Source organism: Flavobacterium sp. AJR (assembly GCF_002156885.1).
Taxonomy (GTDB): Bacteria; Bacteroidota; Bacteroidia; order Flavobacteriales; family Flavobacteriaceae; genus Flavobacterium.
In genome coordinates this window covers 64,098-86,369 of record NZ_NCWQ01000021.1, presented here as the reverse complement: position 1 = coordinate 86,369, position 22,272 = coordinate 64,098, and the positions used below count along the sequence as shown (strand labels likewise).

Sequence of the window (22,272 nt, the reverse complement as noted above, 5' to 3'; positions counted from 1 at the left end):
TGTCATCCCGAGGAACGAGGGATCTCCGCAAGAAATTAACCCAAAATTGTCGAGTTGCTGGCGGAGATCCCTCGTTCCTCGGGATGACAAACTATGTGAAAAGACTAGATTACGGTTAATTTCTCTTTTATGTCAACTTATCAATTCCTATTTCGGTTATTTCTGCTAATTCTAATATTCTGCTTACATCATTTTTATTTGCTACAAAAAACAAATAACTATCTCCCATTGTATCATAACTCATTAATTCCAGATCTAGTTTTCCTAATGCAGTCTGAATATACGGAAACAAGTCATGACTATATGTTTCTTCTGGATATTCAAAATTAAGTTCCTGATCAATCATTTCAGATATAAAATACTCTGCATCCTCAGGATCAAATTTCCAGTCGCTATGCCATGTATTTATTTCGTCGAAAAAGTCAAATTCATAATCTTCATCTCCCTCATTTTTTCCAAAATTATCATAAAGAATCTGTGATTGCTCTTCCAGCAATTCTTCTTCAATATCTCCTCTCGAAATTAATTGCAAAAATTCTTTAAAATGCGCTATCGAAACTTCATCTGCCAGTAAACTTTCAGCAGAAGGAAGAATGACTGTTGATGGTATTTCGATTTCCATATACTCGCAAATTCCTTGTAAAACCCTTTCAAATTCTTTGAATCCTATTTTCTGAATTTCATTTTTAGGATTATTGATGTCGATATATTCGGTATCTAAAATCCCTTTTACATAATCAAAAAAATAACTGTTATTGTACAGAATCCTAAAATCATTTGTCTCTAAACTATTCGTACAACAAAAGAAAATGACAAAATTATGCAAGACATGTTTTAGATGTTTTTTAGATTCTGGAGTTGGCTCAGAATAAAACTGAATATGAACATAATCATATTCTAATTCTGCTTGTATAACCTCTTCAGAAAGTACTCCGATATCAATCTTTTTATACAATTCGTTTAAAACCTCATACGCATTCTTGAATCCGTTTCCTTCAATCTCTTTTCTTCCCTCCTCATGATTTAATGAACTTGGAAATGAATAAAAATTTACAGAAACAGTATCATGAACTCCTTTCATTTTAAAATCAACACTACTTACCTCATTATACAAATAAGAGTAAATTGAATATATAACATCAAAAGAAACAATTGATTTTGGATCATTATTTCGTCCAAAGAAATTAGAAAAAAAATCTTTCATAGAGTTTATTTAGTGATTTATTTTATTAGACTCGTATAATTATGATTCGCTTGAATATTCAAAACTAGAATCCATTTTATCAAATGGGATAACTTCTGCTAATGTTTTTTTTAACTCAACATCAGTTAGCAACCCTCGCTTTGCTTCTTTCATTTTAGGCAATAGAATTTCATAATCTATGATTTCCCTATTAAACACAGTTTGCAAAACATCATTTTGTTTATCTGTTAGATACTTTTTATGCGTTTTAAGAACCTTCTCTAGATTATCCTTAAATTCTTCATCACTTACATCATTGTAAACATCTTGATCAGACATATCTGTTAACAGCATTCTAAAAACAAAATCCTGCATATTCTTCGCTAGATAATTTACTTCATTCATATCGTGCCAAACAAAAACTATAGGATTCTCTCCATTATTTTCTTCACTTACAAAGAAACAATAATGATCTCCAGCTCCGCTTTGCCCGAATGGTATAAATTTGAATTCTTCTTTTATTTCACGATAACCTTCAGGATCCGAAAGTTCGTCTATTGCTTCATTTACACCCTTAAGATTAAGCAATTCAAAATCATAAGAATGTAAAAGCAATGTAGGGTTTTCTTTTAATTTAGGATAAACTGTAGTGTACCAATCAGGTCCATATTCTCCAACATTAAGCATTCCGTCTAGAAAGAATTCCTTATAAATAATTGGATATGTAAATCCGTTTTTAGTTTCAATATCTAATAATGGCATAAAATATATTTAAAAAAGTTCATTAAGATTTAATCACATTCTAAATTTTAGAATTGTAACCAATCTCTTAAAGCAACTAAAATAATATTATTTTTACTCCAAACTAAATAATTTAGCAGATTATTTTAAAGCTTCTGCAATCATCAAGGCGCATTTTTCCCCATCTATAGCCGCAGATATAATTCCACCAGCATAACCTGCTCCTTCTCCGCAAGGATACAATCCTTTTATTTGCAAATGCTCATACGTATCTGCATTTCTAGGGATACGAACTGGCGATGACGTTCTACTTTCTGGTGCATGAAGAATAGCTTCATTGGTCAAATACCCACGCATTGATTTTCCAAATTCCGAAAAACCTTCACGTAATATTTGAGATAAGAAACCAGGGAATACCTGTCCCATTTCTACCGAAGTCGTTCCGGGAACATAAGATGTTTTAGGAATATCTGATGAAACTTTATTTTGAGTAAAATCTACCATTCGTTGTGCTGGAACTTTTTGAGTTTCCCCAGCCAAATGCCACGCCTTTTGTTCGATACTTTTCTGAAATTCCATTCCAGCCAAAGCTCCGAATTTAGCAAACGGTTTAAAATCTTCTAACTTTAATTCGATTACAATTCCAGAATTGGCCGTAGCCTGATCTCTTTTAGACGGAGACCAACCATTAGTTACTACTTCGCCAGGACTTGTTGCACATGGCGCAATTACACCACCAGGACACATACAAAAAGAATACATTCCTCTTCCTCCTACTTGTTTCACTATAGAATATGGCGCTGGAGGCAAATGCTCCCCGCGATAATCACAACTATACTGAATACTATCTATTAAAGATTGAGGATGCTCGGCTCTTACGCCCAAGGCAAAAGGCTTAGCTTCTATAAAAATTTTCTTTCTATCTAATAATTCAAAGATATCACGAGCTGAATGTCCCGTTGCCAATATTAATTTACTAGCATTAATCGTATCTCCTTTTTGAGTTACAATTCCTTGAACTTCATTATTTTTTACAAGAATATCAGTTACTCGGGTTTCAAACAAAACTTGTCCCCCGCATTCGATAATTTTTTCTCGAATATCCTGAATAATCTTTGGTAATTTATTAGTTCCGATATGTGGATGCGCTTCTATCAAAATATCATCTGAAGCTCCAAAAGCAACCAATAGTTCGAGAATTCTGGTTACATCCCCACGTTTTTTAGATCGTGTATATAATTTTCCGTCAGAATAAGTTCCTGCTCCGCCTTCTCCAAAACAATAATTAGAATCTTCGTTTACGAAATGTTCTGTATTTATCGCTTTTAAATCTCGTCGGCGACCTCTTACATCTTTTCCTCTCTCGAGGACTATTGGTTTTAAACCTAACTCTATTAACTGTAAAGCTGCAAAAAGTCCTGCTGGACCAGCTCCAACAACAATTACTTCTTGTGCTCCAGATACGTTTTTATATTCTGGAAGCTCAATTTTAGTTGGCTGAAAAACTTCATTTTGCAAATAAATATTCACCTTCAAGTTGATTTTTATCGCTTTTTGGCGTGCATCAATGGAGCGTTTTAAAATAGATATATGCTGAATTTCATTTGGTGAAACTTTTATTTGTTTCGACAAATGTTCTTTTAGCAATAACTCATTTGCTGCTATTTCGGGCGATACTTGAAGTAAAAGTTCTCTTGGCATTATATATATTTCTGTTGAATATGTTAATCATTTAGACGAAAAACAAAATGCAAAAATAGTATTTTGAAGTGGAATTTGTTCCTTAATATAGTATCCATTTTTTAAAACAGACTTTGTACCTTTGTTTTGTAAAAACTTTGCCTCTAAAAAAATGTCAAGAAAAATAAAATTAATATGGGATTTCCGTGGCCCAGCTTCAGCAAAAACCGCAGAACATCATGAAATTCATTTAAAAGAATTTATCGCTATCGAAAAGCTTCCTTTAAATATAACTGGATTTACAGTCCTAAACGATATGTATGCTATTGCTTATATGGTTGTAACCGATGAGAACATGATTCAGGTTCGCGACGCTTTAAAACCGCACCGCGGAGAAGTGTATCCGGAAGAGTAAAATTCCAATCAATTAAGGAGGAAATTCCAATTTATTTGAATAATCTTAAATAAAAAATTCCAAACTCCAAACTATCGCTAGTACTTAGAATTTGGAATTTAAATATTTATCACTTCCTGAAATTGGAATTTATTCTCCTTTTTTTGGAATTTAATTTTTGGAATTTAATCTTAACGTTAGTTCGCTACTTCGCTAATAAATTTTATTCGCATAAGGCGTAACTCATCGATATCATATTCGCCATCGAATTCTTTTAGAGCATCTTCTATTTTATCAGATTCTGACTCCATAAAGTATTCATGGATTTCTTCTTGCTGATCTTCATCAAGCATATCATCTACCCAATAGTTAATATTAAGCTTTGTTCCCGAATATACAATTTGCTCCATTTCCTTAATCAAAGCATCCATCGAAAGCCCTTTTGCGGAAGCAATATCATTAAGTGATAACTTACGATCAATATTCTGGATAATGTATAATTTATTTACTGAGTTAACTCCTGTAGATTTTACAACTAAATCGTCTGGGCGAATAATATCGTTTTCCTCAACATACCTATTTATTAAGGCAACAAAATCTCCTCCGTATTTTTTTGCTTTTCCTTCTCCTACTCCATGTATATTATACAACTCAGCAATAGAAATTGGGTATTTTAAAGCCATATCCTCTAGTGAAGGATCCTGAAAAACTACAAATGGAGGAACGCCTAATTTCTTAGCAACCTTTTTTCGCAGTTCTCGCAACATTCCCATCAAAACTTCATCGGCAGTACCGCCAGATTTTGATGCTGTTACTATAGCTTCATCTTCAGTTTCATTATATTCATGATCTTCGGACATCATAAACGAAACTGGCTTTTTAATAAAGTCCAATCCTGCTTTGGTAATTTTTATGACTCCGTAAGTTTCAATATCTTTTGATAAGTAACCCGCAACTAATACTTGGCGAAGTAATGCCATCCAGTATTTCTCGTCATGGTTAGAACCTGAGCCGAAGAACGATTGCGAATCGGTTCTATGTGCTTTAATAACCGCATTTACGCGACCTATTAATGTAAATACAATTTCTTTGGATTTGTAAATATGTTTTGTATCGCGTACAATTTCCAATAATTTCACCACTTGATCTTTGGCTTCAATTTTGGTTTTCGGATTACGAACATTATCATCCATATCAGCACCTTCTCCTGTTTCGCTGTCAAATTCTTCTCCGAAATAATGAAGTAAGAACTTTCTACGCGACATTGATGTTTCGGCATAAGCCACAACTTCTTGCAATAAAGCAAAACCAATTTCTTGCTCTGCAACTGGTTTACCAGACATAAATTTCTCTAATTTCTCTACATCTTTATAAGAGTAATAAGCTAAACAGTGTCCTTCGCCGCCATCACGTCCTGCACGACCCGTTTCTTGGTAATAACTCTCGAGTGATTTTGGAATATCGTGATGTATTACAAATCGAACATCGGGTTTATCTATTCCCATCCCAAAAGCAATAGTAGCTACAACAACATCTACATCTTCCATCAAGAACATATCCTGATGTTTTGCTCGTGTTTTCGCATCTAATCCTGCGTGATAAGGAACAGCACTAATACCGTTTACTTGTAAAACCTCAGCTATTGCTTCTACTTTTTTACGGCTTAAACAATATATAATTCCAGATTTCCCTTTGTGTTGTTTTATGAAACGAATAATATCCGATTCTATATTTTTTGTTTTTGTACGAACTTCGTAATATAAATTTGGTCTGTTAAACGACGCCTTGAAAGTATTAGCGTCAGACATGTCAAGATTTTTTAAGATATCTTCTTGAACCTTTGGAGTAGCAGTTGCGGTAAGACCAATAATTGGCACATCGCCCAACTGTTTAATAATATGTTTTAGATTTCTGTATTCAGGTCTAAAATCATGTCCCCACTCTGAAATGCAATGCGCTTCGTCGATAGCGACAAATGAAATGGTTACATTTTGAAGAAACTGAACATATTCATCTTTGGTTAACGATTCGGGAGCAACATATAATAATTTTGTCAAACCAGAAGTAATGTCCTTTTTTACTTGAGCAATTTCTGTTTTGGTAAGTGAAGAATTCAGAACGTGAGCAATTCCGTTTTCTGAGGAGAGACTCCGAATGGCGTCTACCTGGTTTTTCATCAAAGCAATTAAAGGAGATACAACTATCGCTGTTCCTTCCTGAATTAAAGCGGGTAATTGGTAACAGAGTGATTTCCCTCCACCGGTGGGCATTATTACAAAAGTATTTTTTTTATCGAGTATACTTTTTATAACCTCCTCTTGCAATCCCTTAAATTGGCTAAAGCCGAAATACTTCTTTAATTCTTTATGTATTTCAATTTCGTTTGAATTCATTCTTTATTTTATGGTATTTTGTATAAATTTGCATCAATAAAGATACAACTTTCTTTTACACATACAAATTTTAACTATCCTGTTTTGATAACAAAAGAAAATATATTAGCTATCGCTAAAAAAACGATACTCTCTGAAAGCGAAGCAGTTGCAAAATTAATTAATTTTTTAGATGAAAATTTCACTCAAGCTGTTCAACAGATATACGAATCGAAAGGTCGATTAGTAGTCACAGGAATAGGAAAAAGTGCAATTATTGCACAAAAAATGGTTGCAACTTTCAACTCTACAGGAACACCTTCATTATTCCTTCATGCATCTGAAGCAATTCATGGAGATTTAGGAATGATTCAAAACGAAGATGTTATTATTTGCATTTCAAAAAGTGGCAACAGCCCTGAAATCAAAGTTTTAGTTCCGTTATTAAAACGTTTTGGCAATACATTAATTGCTATTACAGGAAACATGACTTCATTCTTAGCCAAAGGCAGTGATCATGTTTTAAATACAACTGTTGACATGGAAGCTTGCCCAATAAACCTGGCACCAACCAACAGTACTACGGCACAACTTGTAATGGGAGACGCTCTTGCGGTTTGTTTAATGGAAATGCGCGATTTTAAACCTGAAGATTTTGCTGTATATCATCCAGGAGGTGCATTAGGGAAAAAACTTTTACTTCGCGTGAAAGACATGATTGAACATTCGTTAAAACCAACTGTTAGCCCAGATTCTTCAATCAAAAAAGTTATATTTGAAATATCAGAAAAACGACTAGGTGTAACTGCTGTTGTAGAAAATGATAAAATTATCGGAATTATCACTGATGGAGATATCCGACGAATGCTAAACGACAGAGATACTTTTGCCGATTTAACCGCAATAGACATTATGACTAAAAATCCAAAAATGGTATCATCAGACACAATGGCTGTAGATGCTTTGAATATATTAGAAGACTTTTCGATTACCCAATTAATTGTTTCCGACAATGGAGAATATAAAGGGGTACTACATTTACATGACATTTTAAAAGAAGGAATCGTATAATGGCAAATAAAAAGAACCTAAGCGAAATGTCGTTTTTAGACCATCTTGAAGAACTTAGATGGTTATTAGTAAGAAGTACAACTGCCATAATCATAATGGCTTTTCTAACCTACTTTATAAGTGATTACCTATTTGATGTAATCATTTTCGGACCAACAAGACCAACTTTTTTTACCTATCAATTTTTCTGCGAGTTATCTCATAAATTAGGTTTTGCCGAAAACATCTGTATCACCGAGATGCCATTTATCATCCAGAACACACAAATGGAAGGACAGGTAAATGTTTTTGTTTGGATGTGTATCTTGGCTGGATTCATCTTGAGTTTTCCTTATATTTTATGGGAAATATGGAAATTTATAAGCCCAGCATTATATGAAAAAGAACGTAAAAATGCTAAAGTATTCATCTTTGTTTCCTCACTACTTTTCTTTCTAGGAGTAACATTCGGGTACTTTGTAGTAATACCAATGTCTGTAAATTTCGTGGCAACTTTTACGGTAAGTGATATTGTAAAAAATCAATTTACCCTAGAATCTTATATGGGAATGGTAAAAACTAGTATTCTAGCTGGTGGACTATTTTTTGAGCTACCAATAGTTATTTATTTCCTTACCAAATTAGGATTAGTAACTCCACGTTTTTTACGAAAATATTGGAAATATGCTGTAATTATAATCCTAATCGTAGCGGCAATTGTAACTCCTCCAGATGTTGTGAGCCAAACAATTGTAGCAATACCAATGTTACTGATTTATGAGTTGAGTATCTTTATTTCGGTACTTGTATATAAAAAACAAAACAACCTAGAAAATGTCTGATATCATACAAGAGTTTAACGACTATCGTTCTAAAATGAACGAGAAATTACTAGCTGATAATAACAAAATTGTAAAGCGAATTTTTAACCTGGATACCAATGCTTATACTGCGGGCGCTCTTGATGTTAAAACAAAAGAGCTTTTAGGCTTAGTTGCCTCGGCTGTTTTACGTTGTGATGATTGCGTAAAATACCATCTTGAAACTAGTTTTAAAGAAGGGGTTACCAAAGAAGAAATGATGGAAGCAATGGGAATTGCAACCTTAGTTGGTGGTACAATCGTAGTTCCTCATTTGCGCAGAGCATATGAATTTTGGGAAGCTTTAGAAGAAACTGAAACTAAATAATTGTTAAAGAGGTTTATTTGTTGAATCGTTTATTCGTTAATTTGTACCGAATAAACGATTCGAACGTTTAAACGATTAAACTTAAAAAATGAAATTAAGAGCCGATAATTTAATCAAAACCTACAAAGGCCGTAGTGTAGTAAAAGGTATTTCTGTTGAGGTAAACCAAGGAGAAATAGTTGGTCTTTTAGGTCCAAATGGAGCAGGTAAAACCACTTCATTTTACATGATTGTAGGATTGGTAAAACCAAATTCGGGCAATATTTATCTTGATGATTTAAATATTACCGATTTCCCTATGTACAAAAGAGCTCAACACGGAATTGGATATTTAGCTCAAGAAGCATCTGTTTTTCGAAAACTAAGCATCGAAGACAATATCTTAAGCGTACTACAACTAACCACTTTATCTAAAGCGGAGCAGGAAGCTAAAATGGAAAGTTTAATCGAAGAATTTAGCTTAGAGCATATTCGTACCAACCGAGGAGATTTACTTTCGGGAGGTGAGCGCCGTCGTACCGAAATCGCACGTGCTCTTGCTACCGATCCTAAGTTTATCTTACTAGATGAACCTTTTGCAGGAGTTGACCCTGTTGCAGTAGAAGACATCCAACGAATCGTAGCGCAATTAAAAAATAAAAATATCGGAATTTTAATCACCGACCATAACGTACAAGAAACTCTTGCTATTACTGATAAAACGTATCTTATGTTTGAAGGAGGAATCCTAAAAGCTGGTGTACCTGAAGAATTGGTAGAAGACGAAATGGTACGTCGTGTATATCTAGGTCAGAATTTTGAACTTCGTAAAAAGAAACTGGAATTCTAAAAAGAGTATTCAGTCGCAGCTTTAAGTATTCAGTCGCAGTATTCAGTTCCAAAAAACCGAGTACTGCGATTTTTTTTACTGAGACTGTAAACTGCGACTATAAACTAAAACTTAATCGACTGTTATAAATTGTAATTGCTGTAAATCGCCGTTATAAATATTTACATCGACAGTATGCTTTATTCCTGGCATTGTTGCTTTCTCTGTAAATTGCCAAAACAACCAATCATCCTCAATCTTTTCTCGATAAAAATTATAATTGGCTATCCAAAAAAGATAATCACTAAATTCTTCTTTCAGGAAATCATCATAATATCTTTCTCCGCTGTATATAATTGGCCGTACTTTATAGTGTTCTTCTACTTTATTCAACCATCTTTTTAACCCTTTTTTCAAACTATCTAAAGACTGGTTTTTAGGTAGTTTTTCAATATCCAAAACTGGAGGCAAATCACCTTTATGTAATTTAACCGTTTTAATAAAAAGATTGGCTTGCTCTATCGAGTTTTCGTTCGGACGATAATAATGGTATGCTCCACGGATAATCTTTTGCTCTTTGGCTCCTAGCCAATTATTCAAAAATTGATTATCAACACGATCATTTCCAGCAGTAGCACGTATAAAAACAAATGAGATTGGAAATTTTTGCTCCAAACTATCTACTTTACTCCAACGAATTTTTCCTTGAAATTCGGATACATCCAAACCAATTGCCATTCCTTGGTGATTAGCCAAAACCTGGTAATTCCTAACATCCGAAAGACGTTTATCTTCAGCTTCTTTTTCTGAAACTTTATCTGTTTTAAAACTAAAGTAATACGCTAAACCATTTCGGTAATGATAAACGACTCCTAGAAAAAGAGCAATAAAAGCCGAAAAAATAATGAAACGAAAAAACTTCCCTATAGAACTGGTTGATTTAGATTTCCGATTTGAGGTCTGCTTTCTTTTGGTAACTTTTCTTTTCATTCAATAAAAAAACTACTTTTTCAGAAACTTATTGTTTATAACTGACAATATTATATAAGTAATGATTACCAATGGAATCCCTAGATATTGAAAGAAAATCAATAGCAAAACCGACAATGATAAAAAACCAACTTGCAGTCCGTTATCTTTTAAATTGAATTTTTTAAATTTTAATGAAAATAAAGGAATTTCGGCATTCAGGATATAAGCACTAAATAATGCTATCACTAACAAAATCCATTGGTTTGTTAAGATTTCAAGAATCATTAACGAATCTGAATATTTTAAAACCAAGGGTAAACTCAAAATAAACAATGCGTTTGCAGGCGTTGGTAATCCAATAAATGAATCCGTTTGGCGCGTATCTATATTAAAATTTGCCAAACGATAACAAGAACCTAGAGTTACAATAAATCCTAAAAATGGAGTAAACTCAGAACCTATTATGTTGTGTGCACTTGAACTACTAACAAATAAACTATACATTACATAACCTGGTACTACACCACTAGTTACCATATCTGCCAATGAATCTAACTGTAAACCTAATGGACTGGATACTTTAAATAATCGAGCAAAAAAACCATCGAAAAAATCAAAAAAGATTCCTAAACAAACAAAATAGAAAGCCATTTCATAATCTAATTTAGAAACAAAAACAACAGCTATGCATCCACAAAAAAGATTGATTAATGTAATAGCATTAGGTACATGTTTTTTAATATTCATTGCAAATAAAATTTAAGTATGATAAGCAACAAATTTACTATAATAACTGAATGGAATGTACGTTTTTATTAGAGTTTTTTACACAAAAGTCAGACTTTAGCATTATTTACAAAAAGGAATAAATAAGCTCAGTAAAAAATTATATTTTTGGTAAAAATTAAACAGACTTCGGTTTATAAAAATTAGCTCTTGAAGAAAATTTTATTGTTTTTACTATTTTGTGTTCAAACGGCAAATTACAGCCAAACGGTTCGTAAATACTCTAACGAGTTTATGAACATTGGTGTCGATGCTGCAGCTCTTGCCATGTCGAGTGCAGTGGTTGCATCTACGACAGATGTAAACTCAGTTTACTGGAATCCAGCAGGGTTAACCAATCTTCAAGACCATCAAGTTGCTTTGATGCATGCTAATTATTTTGCCAATATCGCACAATATGATTATATTGGCTACGCAAGTCCGATAGATGACCGAAGTGCTTGGGGAATTTCATTAATTCGTTTTGGAGTAGATGACATTTTAGATACTACAGAATTAATAGACAATCAAGGAAATATTGATTACAATCGAATCAGTCTTTTCTCGACTGCTGATTATGGTTTTACGTTTTCATATGCTAGAAAGTTGCCTGTTCCTGGGTTTCAATATGGTGTTAATGCCAAGGTCATCCGACGTATTATTGGTAAATTTGCTAATTCTTGGGGCTTTGGATTTGATTTAGGATTACAATTTGAGAAAAATGACTGGCGTTTTGGTTTGATGGTACGTGACATTACAACCACTTATAATGTTTGGAATATAGATGAGAAGGAATACAAAAAAATCTCTGATGCCATTCCGGGAGAAAATCAGGAGTTACCCGAAAGCACAGAAATTACATTGCCAAAAGCGCAATTAGGTATTGCGAAAAAATTTATAATCAGATATGATTATAGTGTTTTAGTAGCTACAAATATGAATATGCGTTTTGAAAGAACGAAAGATATAATCTCTAGTAATGTGGTAAGTATTGATCCTGCATTAGGATTAGAGTTTGGATATACCGATTTAGTTTTCTTGAGAGCTGGAGTTGGAAATTTTCAGAACGTAACACAATTAGATAATTCTGAGAAAGTAGGTTTTCAACCTAATATCGGTCTCGGTTTTAAATATAAAGGCATCCAGGTTGATTATGCTTTAACAGATTTAGGAAATCAAAGCGTTGCTTTATATTCTAATATTTTCTCGCTTAAAGTAGACTTAGGTCTCTTTAGAAAATAAATAATTACATCCCAAAGAAACATTGATAATTCATTTAAAAAAATATCTATGAAAACGTATTCATCAAAAAAAATATTCTTTTTACTATTATTTTTTGTGTTTATCAACAACAGTTTTGGACAAAGCATTTTATTATCCAAAGATTCTAAAGTTAGCGTATTAACTTGCGGAACCGGAAACGAACCTTATTCTCTTTTTGGCCACACAGCTATTAGAATAAAGGATTCTATTAACGCTCTTGATATAGTATATAATTATGGTACTTTCGATTTCAGAACTCCTAATTTTGTTGCTAAATTCACAAAAGGTGACCTACAATATTACGCTACAGCAAATTCCTATCTCGATTTTATTAATGAATACAACTATACAAAACGTAGTGTTTACGAACAAGAATTAAATATTTCTGACAATCTTAAACAAAAATTATTTGATAATTTAAACACAACGCTACTTTCTGAAGATAGATTTTACACCTATAAATTTATTGACAAAAATTGTACTTCTATGGTTGTTGATATCATCAATAAATCTTTAAACGGTACTATAATTACAAAAAAAGGAGATACTGATAAAACATACAGAACTATACTATACCCTTATTTTGACGGACACTTTTATGAAAAACTAGGTATCAGTATTATTTTTGGAAAGAAAGTAGATGAACTTGGAACAAAAATATTCTTGCCTTTTGAATTAAAAAACAGTCTAGACAAAACAAGTTTTCAAAATCATCCTTTAGTAAAAGAGAATAAAACAATTCTATCTTTTGATAAAGAACCAACTCATTCTTGGTGGAACAACTGGTATACTTACATTATTATACTGGCATTTATCATCTTTATAAGTAAAAGAAGTATTGATAAAGCCTATCTTTTAATAATGGGTTTGTTAGGGGTGTTTTTTGTTTTTATAGGTTTTTATTCCTTACACAAGGAACTAGAATTCAACTATAACATTTTGTTGTTTAGCCCTTTTTTACTTATTCTTTTGATTTTTAATCTTATGAAAAACAAAAAATGGACTTATAGATTATCACTTATCCATATCATTTTACTAATTGTATATGGATTGTTTATGATTAATAAGGCTTCATTCCTGATTGTTTTACCTCTAATTATAACTAGTGGAGTTGTGCTTGTGCGTGTGGCAATTAAGAATAAAAAACCAATTCCTATTATTATATAATTATTGTCCTCTGTAAAATAAAACTGTAGTAATGGTTTTAAAAGTAATACTTAGATCCAGAAAAATACTTCTGTGTTTTATGTAATACAAGTCATATTGTAGTTTTATTAAACTTTCTTCTATCGATTCTCCGTAAGAATAATTTACTTGTGCCCAACCAGTAAGTCCTGGCTTAATAATGTGTCTTGTTTCATAAAATGGCATAACCTGAGCAATTTCTTTTACAAAAAAAGGACGTTCTGGTCTAGGACCAATAACTGCCATATCTCCTTTTATAACATTAATGAATTGCGGTAATTCATCTATTCTGGATTTACGCATCATCTTCCCAAAAGGTGTAACCCGTACATCATTTGCAGCCGCAAAAGCAACTCCTTTAGATTCAGAGTTTTTTACCATTGTACGGAATTTATATATTTTAAAAACCGCTCCATCTTTTCCTATTCTGTCCTGGGTATAGAAAAGACTGCCTCGATTACCGATACAATTTCCTATAACTATAAATGGTATTAAAATAATCCCAATTAATAATCCGAACAAAGAAAAAACGAATTCAAAAAAACGTACTACCAACAAATATAACTTGTTACTATTACTACGACTAAAAGGAAAAAAACGATAAAAATCCCTTGCTATATATTGCACCGGAATACGTTGTGTTTTGCTCTCGTATACTTGAGTATATTCTCTAATTATTTTACCAGACTCTAGTAAATGTAATAATTGCTGGTATAAATCGGCAGTAATACCGTCTGTCTTTTGGGAAGCTATAACAATCTCGGATACATTATTATTTTTTACAAATTCTTCTAACTCACCTTTTTTAATCTCTTTTGCATAATGGTATTCTGAAGAAGTATTATTTAAAGAATCTGAATTTACAAAACCAATGATTTTATAATGTGGGTCAACATTCTCCAATCCTAAGACTAATTCTTCTACTTGATCTTGATCACAGATTAAAACTACATTTTGAAAAAAACGATGTGACGCGAGAAAATGAACATAAAATAAGCGCCAAAATAGAATGGCAAAAAGTACCGCAAAATAAAATATAACTATTGAAATTCTCTGTTTAGGTAATTCTGGTGATAAAACTGGGGTTAACAAATACACTAAAACTGTTGTCGAAACTGCAATAACTGTACTTTTAATAATTTGAAATTGATTACTGGCTACTTGCAGGTTATACATTTCAAAAATAGATCCAAAAAGGTTAAAATATATCACCAATACTAATACTCCATAATAATTAGTACTTGTAATATTAAAATAACGATAATCAAATATCTGACTTAATAAATATAATGTAGCTAAGATAAAAAAAGAATCAAAAAATCTAAGGATGACTTTACGCTCTGATATTTCAAAATGAATCTTATTTTTTTGTGGCATTTTGGTTATAGTGGTTAAGTTGCATAATTAAATTTGGGGAAATTTAAAATTATGGAAGCAAATGTATCATAAAATTAGTAATCAAACCTTATTAATATCAATAGTATTTTCATTTGCATTATTGCCTGATTTAAATTTAATTACGTTAATCAAAGTTAGTGCATATACAAAAGCGGGAGCAGCTGTTCGCATAGCAGCATGATTTATGGTAAGGAGCCAGAATAAATAAAAGGAAAAAAAATAAAGATGTTGCCAATTATTAACATACAAAACAAATGGTGTAACAAATAGTATTAAAAGACCAAAAATACCGAACAAACCATGTTCACTTAGCATACGGGTTATCTCATTGTGGGAAGCGGCATCTATATTAAACATTTGTTTTCTTAATTCTTTCCCCATCCCTGCCCCAGTTCCTAAAATTGGATTATCCAGGAATAATTTCAATTCTGAATCCATGATTTCTTCACGACCTCCCAAACGGTCTTTTTTTAATCTTCCTGCTGCATCCTGATTAGCATAACGCTTATTAATTAAACCACCAGTTTCTAAAGAGGTATAAGTCCAAATCCCTATTCCCATAAGCCCTGTAACAATAAAAACCAAAGCGAACTTTCCTCTTCCTTTTGCATTTGAAAAATAAAACATTAAACATAATAAGCAAGCAATCATCACTACAGCAGTAATTACTCCTCCTCTTGAAAAAGTTACAATTGCCCGGTAACAAATCATTACTAAAAAAACCCCGTTTAAAATCATTCTAAATTTTGATTTTGAAAACAAGATTAATTGTGTGAAAAATATAAATATTCCTAATCCTAAAACTGTAGAAACCTGATTAGGTCCAAAACCTCCTGAAGTTTCAAAATTAGATTGAGTACCCGTTAATACATCTCTTACATTGGGGTTATATAAAAACAAATAGACTGTTGTACTAAAAATGGGAAGTCCCATCGCTATAACTACGTTTTGCAAATCTGAAAATAAAACCTTCCTTTGGAACATATATATGGCACAGATTGCCAAACATACTGGTCCTGACAAGTTAAAGAACAATGATTTTTTAACATCTACATTATAATAGTCTGTTGAAATTGATGTAATTAAGATCCCGGGAATTAGTAAAACAAGAAAAAACCAATAGATAAAAGCATTTGTCGAAAAATTGCTGTAGATCATCCCCAACAACATAAAGAAAATAACACTAAATTTTACATATTCGTTATTAAAATTCCCGCCGGTCATACGTAACAAAACCTCAACACCTACTAAGTAAGCCGCCACCAAAAGAACCTCATTTTTTTTATTCTTTGTTTTATAAACAAAATAAAAACCTACTATTGGAATTAAAAGTGCATATATTTTAGACAGGAAAGGCACGATAAAAATCATCAAAGCTATTATGCCATGAATTAAAATCAGAAAACCATAAGACCGTGAAATGTTTTTCATATTTATTTAATTTGTATAAGCTGAGATTAACTTTTTTATTACAATCTCTTCTGAATAATTCTGTTCTACTGATTGTTTAAAATTATCTCCTAAAATTTTCCTAAGCGAATCATTATTTGTAATTTTTTCCAATTGTGCTTTTACTTCTAAATCAGACCGTGGATCAAACAATAAGCCATTTATTTCATTTTGAATAATAGAAGAACAATAACCCACGTTTGTAGAAATTACTGCTAAATTCTCCAGACCATATTCAAGTAAAGTTACAGGAAATCCTTCTTCTGTAGAGGCTAAAACTCCAATAGAAGCTTGCGATAAAATATATCTGACATCGTTTTTTGCCCCGTACAAATGTATATCATTCTCTAATGAATAAGCCTCTATATGTTTTTTTATCTGATCCGAATAGTTATCAAAATAATCTTTTCCAATTAAATGTAAAGACCAGCCATTCTCGCTTAACTTTAAATCGGAGAATGCTTTTAGAATCGAAATATGATTTTTTGGATTTTTTAAATTTGCCAAAAAAACAATCCTTTTACCATTGATTCCCTTTAAATTGGTTAACTGTTCTGTCTCAACTTCAGAAGTTGTAAAATTAGGTATAAAAATTACTCTTGAACAGTGCATATTTTTCTTACTCCATTTTTGTAACTGAAGATTAACAACAAAAATAGCAGAGAAAAAAGTAGATAAAAAAATCAAAACCCTATTCGTTTCTTTCGTTTCTTTTTCTCTCGTGCCATAATGATCGTGCCAAATGATTTTTATTCTTGGCAAAGTCAATTTTACTAAAACGGCTATAAAAAAAGAAGAGCTATGAGCATGAATAATATCAATCTGATTTTGTTTGATATATTTTCTTAAACGAAAAATAGCTTGAAAATCTATGCTATTTTGCTTTTCCAAAAATAAATAAGAGACTTTTAAATCTATTTGTTTTTTTAAAGAGCCTTCTTTTCTTGTTGCTACTAAACCTGAAAATGTTATTTTTTTGGCTAATGCATTTGCATAATTAACCGCCATTCGTTCTGCTCCGCCTGCCTCTAAAGAATCTATTATTTGTACAACTCTCATTTTACTAAAAGCTTTTTAATTTCAGATTCAAAAACATCTGTTGTATATTCTTGCGACCACTTTGCAGCGAATTTACTTTTATCGAAAAACAAATTCTCATCTTTAATTATTTCTGTTACTTTAGACAAGTCCTGATTTATATTCATTTCTAGCAAAACTCCTCTATTTCCATAATCAAGCATAAATGGAACGCATGAAACTTTTGTAGCCAAAGGAACGCACCCCCAAAACATAGCTTCAGCAATAGCTTTTGGCCAGCCTTCACTTTTAGATGGCAATACTACAAAATGACTTTTTTGATATGCTCTTTTTATAGTTTCCTGTTCATGATTTCCTTTTAAAATAACATATTTTTCTAGTTGGTTTTCTTTAATATATTTTTCTAAAATAATTCGCTCAACTCCTTCTCCATATAAACTAAGAGTTGCATTATTTCCTTTTTTTATTAGTTGTTCTACAAGCTTTATAGCATATAATGGATTTTTACCAGACACTAAACTTCCAACAAAAATGAATTCAAAATTGGAATCAAAACCAGCTTTTAAAACAGTTTCTTTTTCATTCTCTGAATAAGTTGCTGTAAAAAAAGGCTTTATATTTTTTGATTGATTTTTCCAGTCTCCATAAACCAAAACCTGCATTTTTCGTGTTAGAAAAGTGTTACTCAAAATATATTTTTGCAAACGATATGTCCAGGGCTGTTTGCTTGCAGAATCCCAGTTTCCTGCATATTTAGCAGTTTTGATTTTGTTTGGAAATAGAACCTGAACTACACAACCTAACAAACCTATGTTGCCGGGACAGCGTAAATGAATATGATCTGCATCTTTCATTGCCCAAAATATTTTCCAAAGTATAATTGGAAATTTAAAGACAGAAATTACACTATTCTTAAAACTGATTAAATTAAAATTGGGTATTTCTCTAAAATCAATTTTAGGATGATTGTAAGCAATATCAATCGCTGTTGGATTATTTCCCTGCAAAGAACCAACTACTATAACCTGATTAACATATTTTAACCAAATGTTCATTTCACGCACATAAGGCGCGTAACCAAAATACTGATTATCATTTTGAATATGGCTGACATGTGTAATGATTACAAGTTTCATTTCAGTAATTCGTTGGAAAAATTAATACAATAATTATCTATAGTAAAAAGATTTAAAAAAGTACTTCTGGCATCTTTACTCATCTGTTCTTGTTGATCGATATTTTTTTTAATTTTTTCAAATAACAAAACTATAGAATCAATATTCGCATCAAATTTAAAACATTCTTTACCATCAACAAGATAATCTGCTAAACCTGTTGAATTTGAAATTAATAGTGGTGTTTGATTCATCATTGATTCGATTCCAACCATATTTAAAGCGTCAAATTTTGAAGGAATTATTGTAAAATGACTTGTATTTAAGTACTCATCTACTTTCTCATATTGTAATCCTCCAAAATAAACAATGTCTTTTTCATTTGCTATCAGCTCTTTAATTTCTTTTTGTTGACTCCCAGTTCCGGCAATATTCAAAATTATATTTGCCGTTTTAACTTTATCAGAATAAATTTTAAATGCCTTAATAAGATCTAAAACTCCTTTTGAAGGATCTAGCCTGCCTAAATAGGATATAATAATAATATTATCATGACCAACAATAGTTTTTCCTTCAAATCGATCTTTCATCGGATTTAAAACAACCATTCCTTTATTAAGTGAATAATATTTTTCTAAATCTAACTTTGCCAAGTTTGATGGGCAAACAACAACATCGCAAAATAGTTTATAAAGCATTTTTTTTCGTAAAAAAAGCATTTTCTGTTTTATTCCGTTATGTTTTTGATCTTTTGAAATTTGATCGCTTAACGTATGATAATAAGCAAATGTTTTAGTTTTTCCTAAAGACAATATTTTTGATATCGCAGTTGTAATATTAGCTCCAACAAAATGACCGACAACCACATTTGGCTTATATTTAAAATAAATCTTAGCAAACCAAAGAACATCTTTTATAGATGTTGGTCTCTTTTTAGTTGGCCATGAGTACACGATAATTTCACCTTTTTCTTTACTAATAATCTCTTTTTCTTTAAAAAAAGGATTATGTGAAATAAAGACTACCCTATTTCCTAAATTGGCCAAATGATGTGCTAAATAATAACTCATTGACGCAAATGAGTTTTCGGTATAATTATGTGCAATTAAAATTGTTTTCATAAATACCTTTACTTTATTTGGGTTTATTAAATAGTAAGCTCCACCAGCCAAGCGTTCTTCCCACAGCCTCGGTAAAAGCTGCTTTTTTATTGTGATCTGTAATTACATTGGTAAACCTGATAAAAGTAAGTAAAATCGTTATTGCATTCCACTTAAACCTTTCTTTTAGATTCGGTTTTGAATTTTTAACTCGCCAAACATACCAGCCATTTCTTACTACCATTTTGCCATAATGATATTGATTTGGTCTTCCTGAAGCAGCATGATAATGATTTAATTTTGCAGATGTATTCAGGTATAATTTTCCGGTTTTTGCAACTCTTAAAGTAAAGTCTGCATCTTCATAAAGTCCATAGCCTTCAAAATAAGTCGAGAACGAAAAAGTTTTAAAAACTGATTTTCGAAAAGACGAAACTCCACCCATCAATTGTTCAACCGGATACGTTTTATTGCTTGGCGGTAAAAAACCAACGCTTCTGCCATGAGAAAAATTAGAAGAAAAGCCCGGAGGACAATCACTATCCAAATTCAGTTTTTTACGCAATATAAATCGGCTTCCATCTTTGCGTTTCCATCCGTCAAAATAAAATTCATTGATTTTCGGAATGTAATTATCCGCAACTTCCTCCCATTTTATTTCATTACAAATATAACCTCCAACACCAAGCGCATCTGGAAATTGATTATATGTTTGTAACAAATTCTTAAAATAATTTGATTCTAAAACGGTATCGTCGTCTAAAAAACAAACAACTTCAATAAAATCACTTACTTTATTAATTCCGAAATTTCTTTGTTTAGTAAGTCCGCGATCTTTATTATCAACCAAAAAATATTGGAGATTTTCAAAAGGGTTTTCTTTTAAAATAATCTCAGTTTTATTATTAGTCGAGCCATCAATAATTAGGATTTCATCAGGGTATAAATTTTGTGCCTTGACCGATTGTAATAATTTCAACAAAGGCTCAGGACGCATGTAAGTGCAAATGATAAGGGAAAATTTCATATTTTATTTATGTCTTACTCCTAAGTTATTTAGTTTTTTAGCATAAAAAAGAGATTTTTTAAACTGAATGTTTTTGTACGGAATTCTAAAAAAACGATATAAAAATCCTTTTTTTGAACCTTTAAAAAGATATAAAAAAAAGTGTTTATACTTATATTCCAATACTTGTTGTGGGGTAAAATGTTTTACTATTCCGTACATTACCGTTGGACTTGGAACGGGTCGAACAGACTTTACTGGAGTATCTAATTCCCAAGGCTGTGCTTTTCTTTTTTTTCCTAAAATCTTAGACTGATTTCCCCAAAATCGATAACCGCCAACAGGTGGTTTTAAATGTAAATTTGGAGAAAAAGGATTATGAACTACAATTTGTCCTAACTTAATTAATGACATTCCAAAATCGCTATCCTCGCCATAACCGCCATCAAAATTAATATCATTACCTATTAATTTTCTAACATATTCTGTTTTTACACAAGAATTTGCGTTGCTAAAACCATGACTTGTACCAACAAACCATCTTTTTTCGCCTAATTTTTGAAGCTTATCTTCTAAATCTGTTAAATCTTGTTCTTGATTATCCGCACGAATATCAAGTCCGTTACAAGCACCCACTTTATAGGTTTGTAATACTTTGATATGATTTTCTATGAAGTTGGACTGAAAACGAACATCATCATCACCAAAGACAATATATTCTCCTGTACATAATTCAATTGCTTCATTACGGGCCTTACAACTGCCTTTTGTTTCCTGCCATTTAACAATTAATTCAAAAGGGAAATCTATTGAATTATATATTTTTTCATCTCTTAAAGCTTTAGGAGTTGCATCTACAATTACAACTTGCGAAACCGGAAATGTCTGTGTAGCCAAATCTTTCAATAATTGCATCGTAAAATCTTGTCGCATCATTGTTGGAATGATATAACTTACTGTTGGATTTCCCTCGATAGCTAATAATTCCCGAGGTTTAATGATTGGTTTGGCACTTGATTGTTTGAAATTTTTCTTAGCATAAAAGAAAGCATTCCATTCTTTCCATTTCCAAAATCCTTCTCGGTATAACATGAAAACAGAATGATCTATTTTGAAATTTTTTCTAAAAAAAACGTATCTGTCTTTTGCTGATATCTTGATTTCTTCTTTTGAGTTTTCTTCAAAAAGTCCTTTTACATATAACGGAATAGCAGCTGAATTTCGTAATGCATTGTATCCGAAATCTAATGCCTGTAATTGAATGTTTTTATATTCAGTATCAAAACCTTTCAAAGTTTTCCAAACTGATTGACGAACTGCAAACTGATTTGGATTAACTCTCCAACTCAAACATTTATCAAGATTATCAAAATCATTGATAAACATAAAAAAAACAGCGGTTTGATATACCAATTCAGGAAAAACATTTTTATATCCTTGTTCAAATGAACTATGCCAAATATCTCCTGCCTCTTTTGACAACATTTCTAATGTATCAAAATTAGGCTTCCCATTGTAAAGAATAACTTCTCCGGTTGTTGTTACAAATTCATTTAATTTCATTT

At 31.7% G+C, this 22,272-nt stretch carries 20 protein-coding genes; 7 read left to right on the top strand and 13 right to left on the bottom strand.

Translation table 11 applies throughout. The features are described 5' to 3' along the window. Nucleotides 1-127: 127 nt before the first annotated feature. The 3 genes from B8T70_RS07320 to B8T70_RS07310 form a co-directional block, all read right to left on the bottom strand. On the bottom strand, nt 128-1,204 hold the full coding sequence (locus B8T70_RS07320) for a hypothetical protein (RefSeq protein ID WP_086894455.1): 1,077 nt from the start codon (nt 1,202-1,204) through the stop codon (nt 128-130). Nucleotides 1,205-1,243: 39 nt separating this feature from the next. After that, nucleotides 1,244-1,945, bottom strand: a complete 702-nt coding sequence (locus B8T70_RS07315; RefSeq protein ID WP_086894454.1) for an SMI1/KNR4 family protein — start codon at nt 1,943-1,945, stop codon at nt 1,244-1,246. 120 nt (nt 1,946-2,065) lie between these two features. Next, a complete protein-coding gene (locus B8T70_RS07310; RefSeq protein ID WP_086894453.1) occupies nt 2,066-3,625 on the bottom strand; it encodes an NAD(P)/FAD-dependent oxidoreductase in 1,560 nt (519 codons plus the stop codon). 151 nt (nt 3,626-3,776) lie between these two features. On the opposite strand from B8T70_RS07310, the gene B8T70_RS07305 reads away from it, so the two are divergent. Continuing rightward, entirely contained in the window at nt 3,777-4,019 is a 243-nt protein-coding gene (locus B8T70_RS07305) for a hypothetical protein (protein ID WP_086894452.1), read from the top strand. Nucleotides 4,020-4,195: 176 nt separating this feature from the next. On the opposite strand, the gene recQ is transcribed toward B8T70_RS07305, so the two are convergent. After that, nucleotides 4,196-6,391, bottom strand: coding sequence for a DNA helicase RecQ (gene recQ, locus B8T70_RS07300; RefSeq protein ID WP_039117234.1), 2,196 nt, complete (start codon nt 6,389-6,391; stop codon nt 4,196-4,198). Between the two features lie 84 nt (nt 6,392-6,475). Between recQ and B8T70_RS07295 the strand changes: the two genes are divergently transcribed. The 4 genes from B8T70_RS07295 to lptB all read left to right on the top strand — a co-directional run bounded on the left by B8T70_RS07295 (nt 6,476) and on the right by lptB (nt 9,437). Continuing rightward, nucleotides 6,476-7,441, top strand: a complete 966-nt coding sequence (locus B8T70_RS07295; RefSeq protein ID WP_039111904.1) for an SIS domain-containing protein — start codon at nt 6,476-6,478, stop codon at nt 7,439-7,441. Continuing rightward, entirely contained in the window at nt 7,441-8,262 is an 822-nt protein-coding gene (gene tatC / locus B8T70_RS07290) for a twin-arginine translocase subunit TatC (RefSeq protein ID WP_086894451.1), read from the top strand. The genes B8T70_RS07295 and tatC overlap by 1 nt, the downstream gene beginning before the upstream one ends. Beyond that, nucleotides 8,255-8,608: a carboxymuconolactone decarboxylase family protein gene (locus tag B8T70_RS07285; RefSeq protein ID WP_086894450.1), complete on the top strand. Its 354-nt coding sequence runs from the start codon at nt 8,255-8,257 to the stop codon at nt 8,606-8,608. The genes tatC and B8T70_RS07285 overlap by 8 nt, the downstream gene beginning before the upstream one ends. Before the next feature lie 88 nt (nt 8,609-8,696). Continuing rightward, nucleotides 8,697-9,437: an LPS export ABC transporter ATP-binding protein gene (gene lptB, locus B8T70_RS07280; protein WP_039111666.1), complete on the top strand. Its 741-nt coding sequence runs from the start codon at nt 8,697-8,699 to the stop codon at nt 9,435-9,437. A 111-nt stretch (nt 9,438-9,548) separates the two neighbouring features. Here lptB and B8T70_RS07275 read toward each other — a convergent pair whose 3' ends face one another. Together B8T70_RS07275 and B8T70_RS07270 are read right to left on the bottom strand one after the other, a co-directional pair. Further along, nucleotides 9,549-10,406, bottom strand: a complete 858-nt coding sequence (locus tag B8T70_RS07275; RefSeq protein WP_086894449.1) for a glycoside hydrolase family 25 protein — start codon at nt 10,404-10,406, stop codon at nt 9,549-9,551. A gap of 12 nt (nt 10,407-10,418) precedes the next feature. Beyond that, nucleotides 10,419-11,135: a phosphatidylcholine/phosphatidylserine synthase gene (locus B8T70_RS07270; protein ID WP_086894448.1), complete on the bottom strand. Its 717-nt coding sequence runs from the start codon at nt 11,133-11,135 to the stop codon at nt 10,419-10,421. A 273-nt stretch (nt 11,136-11,408) separates the two neighbouring features. Here B8T70_RS07270 and B8T70_RS07265 point away from each other — a divergent pair, with 273 nt between their 5' ends. Together B8T70_RS07265 and B8T70_RS07260 are read left to right on the top strand one after the other, a co-directional pair. Beyond that, a complete protein-coding gene (locus B8T70_RS07265; RefSeq protein WP_039111670.1) occupies nt 11,409-12,395 on the top strand; it encodes a PorV/PorQ family protein in 987 nt (328 codons plus the stop codon). A 48-nt stretch (nt 12,396-12,443) separates the two neighbouring features. Further along, entirely contained in the window at nt 12,444-13,583 is a 1,140-nt protein-coding gene (locus B8T70_RS07260) for a DUF4105 domain-containing protein (protein WP_086894447.1), read from the top strand. Here B8T70_RS07260 and B8T70_RS07255 read toward each other — a convergent pair whose 3' ends face one another. The 7 genes from B8T70_RS07255 to B8T70_RS07225 form a co-directional block, all read right to left on the bottom strand. Next, nucleotides 13,584-14,978, bottom strand: a complete 1,395-nt coding sequence (locus B8T70_RS07255) for a sugar transferase (protein WP_086894446.1) — start codon at nt 14,976-14,978, stop codon at nt 13,584-13,586. It lies immediately after the preceding gene. A gap of 81 nt (nt 14,979-15,059) precedes the next feature. After that, complete coding sequence (locus B8T70_RS07250; protein WP_086894445.1) at nt 15,060-16,430, bottom strand: O-antigen ligase; 1,371 nt, start codon at nt 16,428-16,430, stop codon at nt 15,060-15,062. A 6-nt stretch (nt 16,431-16,436) separates the two neighbouring features. Continuing rightward, entirely contained in the window at nt 16,437-17,507 is a 1,071-nt protein-coding gene (locus B8T70_RS07245; protein ID WP_086894444.1) for a glycosyltransferase, read from the bottom strand. Continuing rightward, the gene (locus tag B8T70_RS07240; RefSeq protein WP_086894443.1) at nt 17,504-18,622 is read right to left on the bottom strand and encodes a glycosyltransferase; all 1,119 of its coding nucleotides are present in this window, start codon (nt 18,620-18,622) and stop codon (nt 17,504-17,506) included. The genes B8T70_RS07245 and B8T70_RS07240 overlap by 4 nt, the downstream gene beginning before the upstream one ends. After that, nucleotides 18,619-19,722, bottom strand: a complete 1,104-nt coding sequence (locus B8T70_RS07235) for a glycosyltransferase family 4 protein (RefSeq protein WP_123912082.1) — start codon at nt 19,720-19,722, stop codon at nt 18,619-18,621. Before B8T70_RS07235 ends, B8T70_RS07240 begins: the two co-directional genes overlap by 4 nt. A 13-nt stretch (nt 19,723-19,735) precedes the next feature. After that, the gene (locus B8T70_RS07230) at nt 19,736-20,728 is read right to left on the bottom strand and encodes a glycosyltransferase family 2 protein (RefSeq protein ID WP_086894441.1); all 993 of its coding nucleotides are present in this window, start codon (nt 20,726-20,728) and stop codon (nt 19,736-19,738) included. Between the two features lie 3 nt (nt 20,729-20,731). After that, on the bottom strand, nt 20,732-22,270 hold the full coding sequence (locus B8T70_RS07225; protein ID WP_086894440.1) for a glycosyltransferase family 2 protein: 1,539 nt from the start codon (nt 22,268-22,270) through the stop codon (nt 20,732-20,734). Nucleotides 22,271-22,272 lie beyond the last annotated feature (2 nt).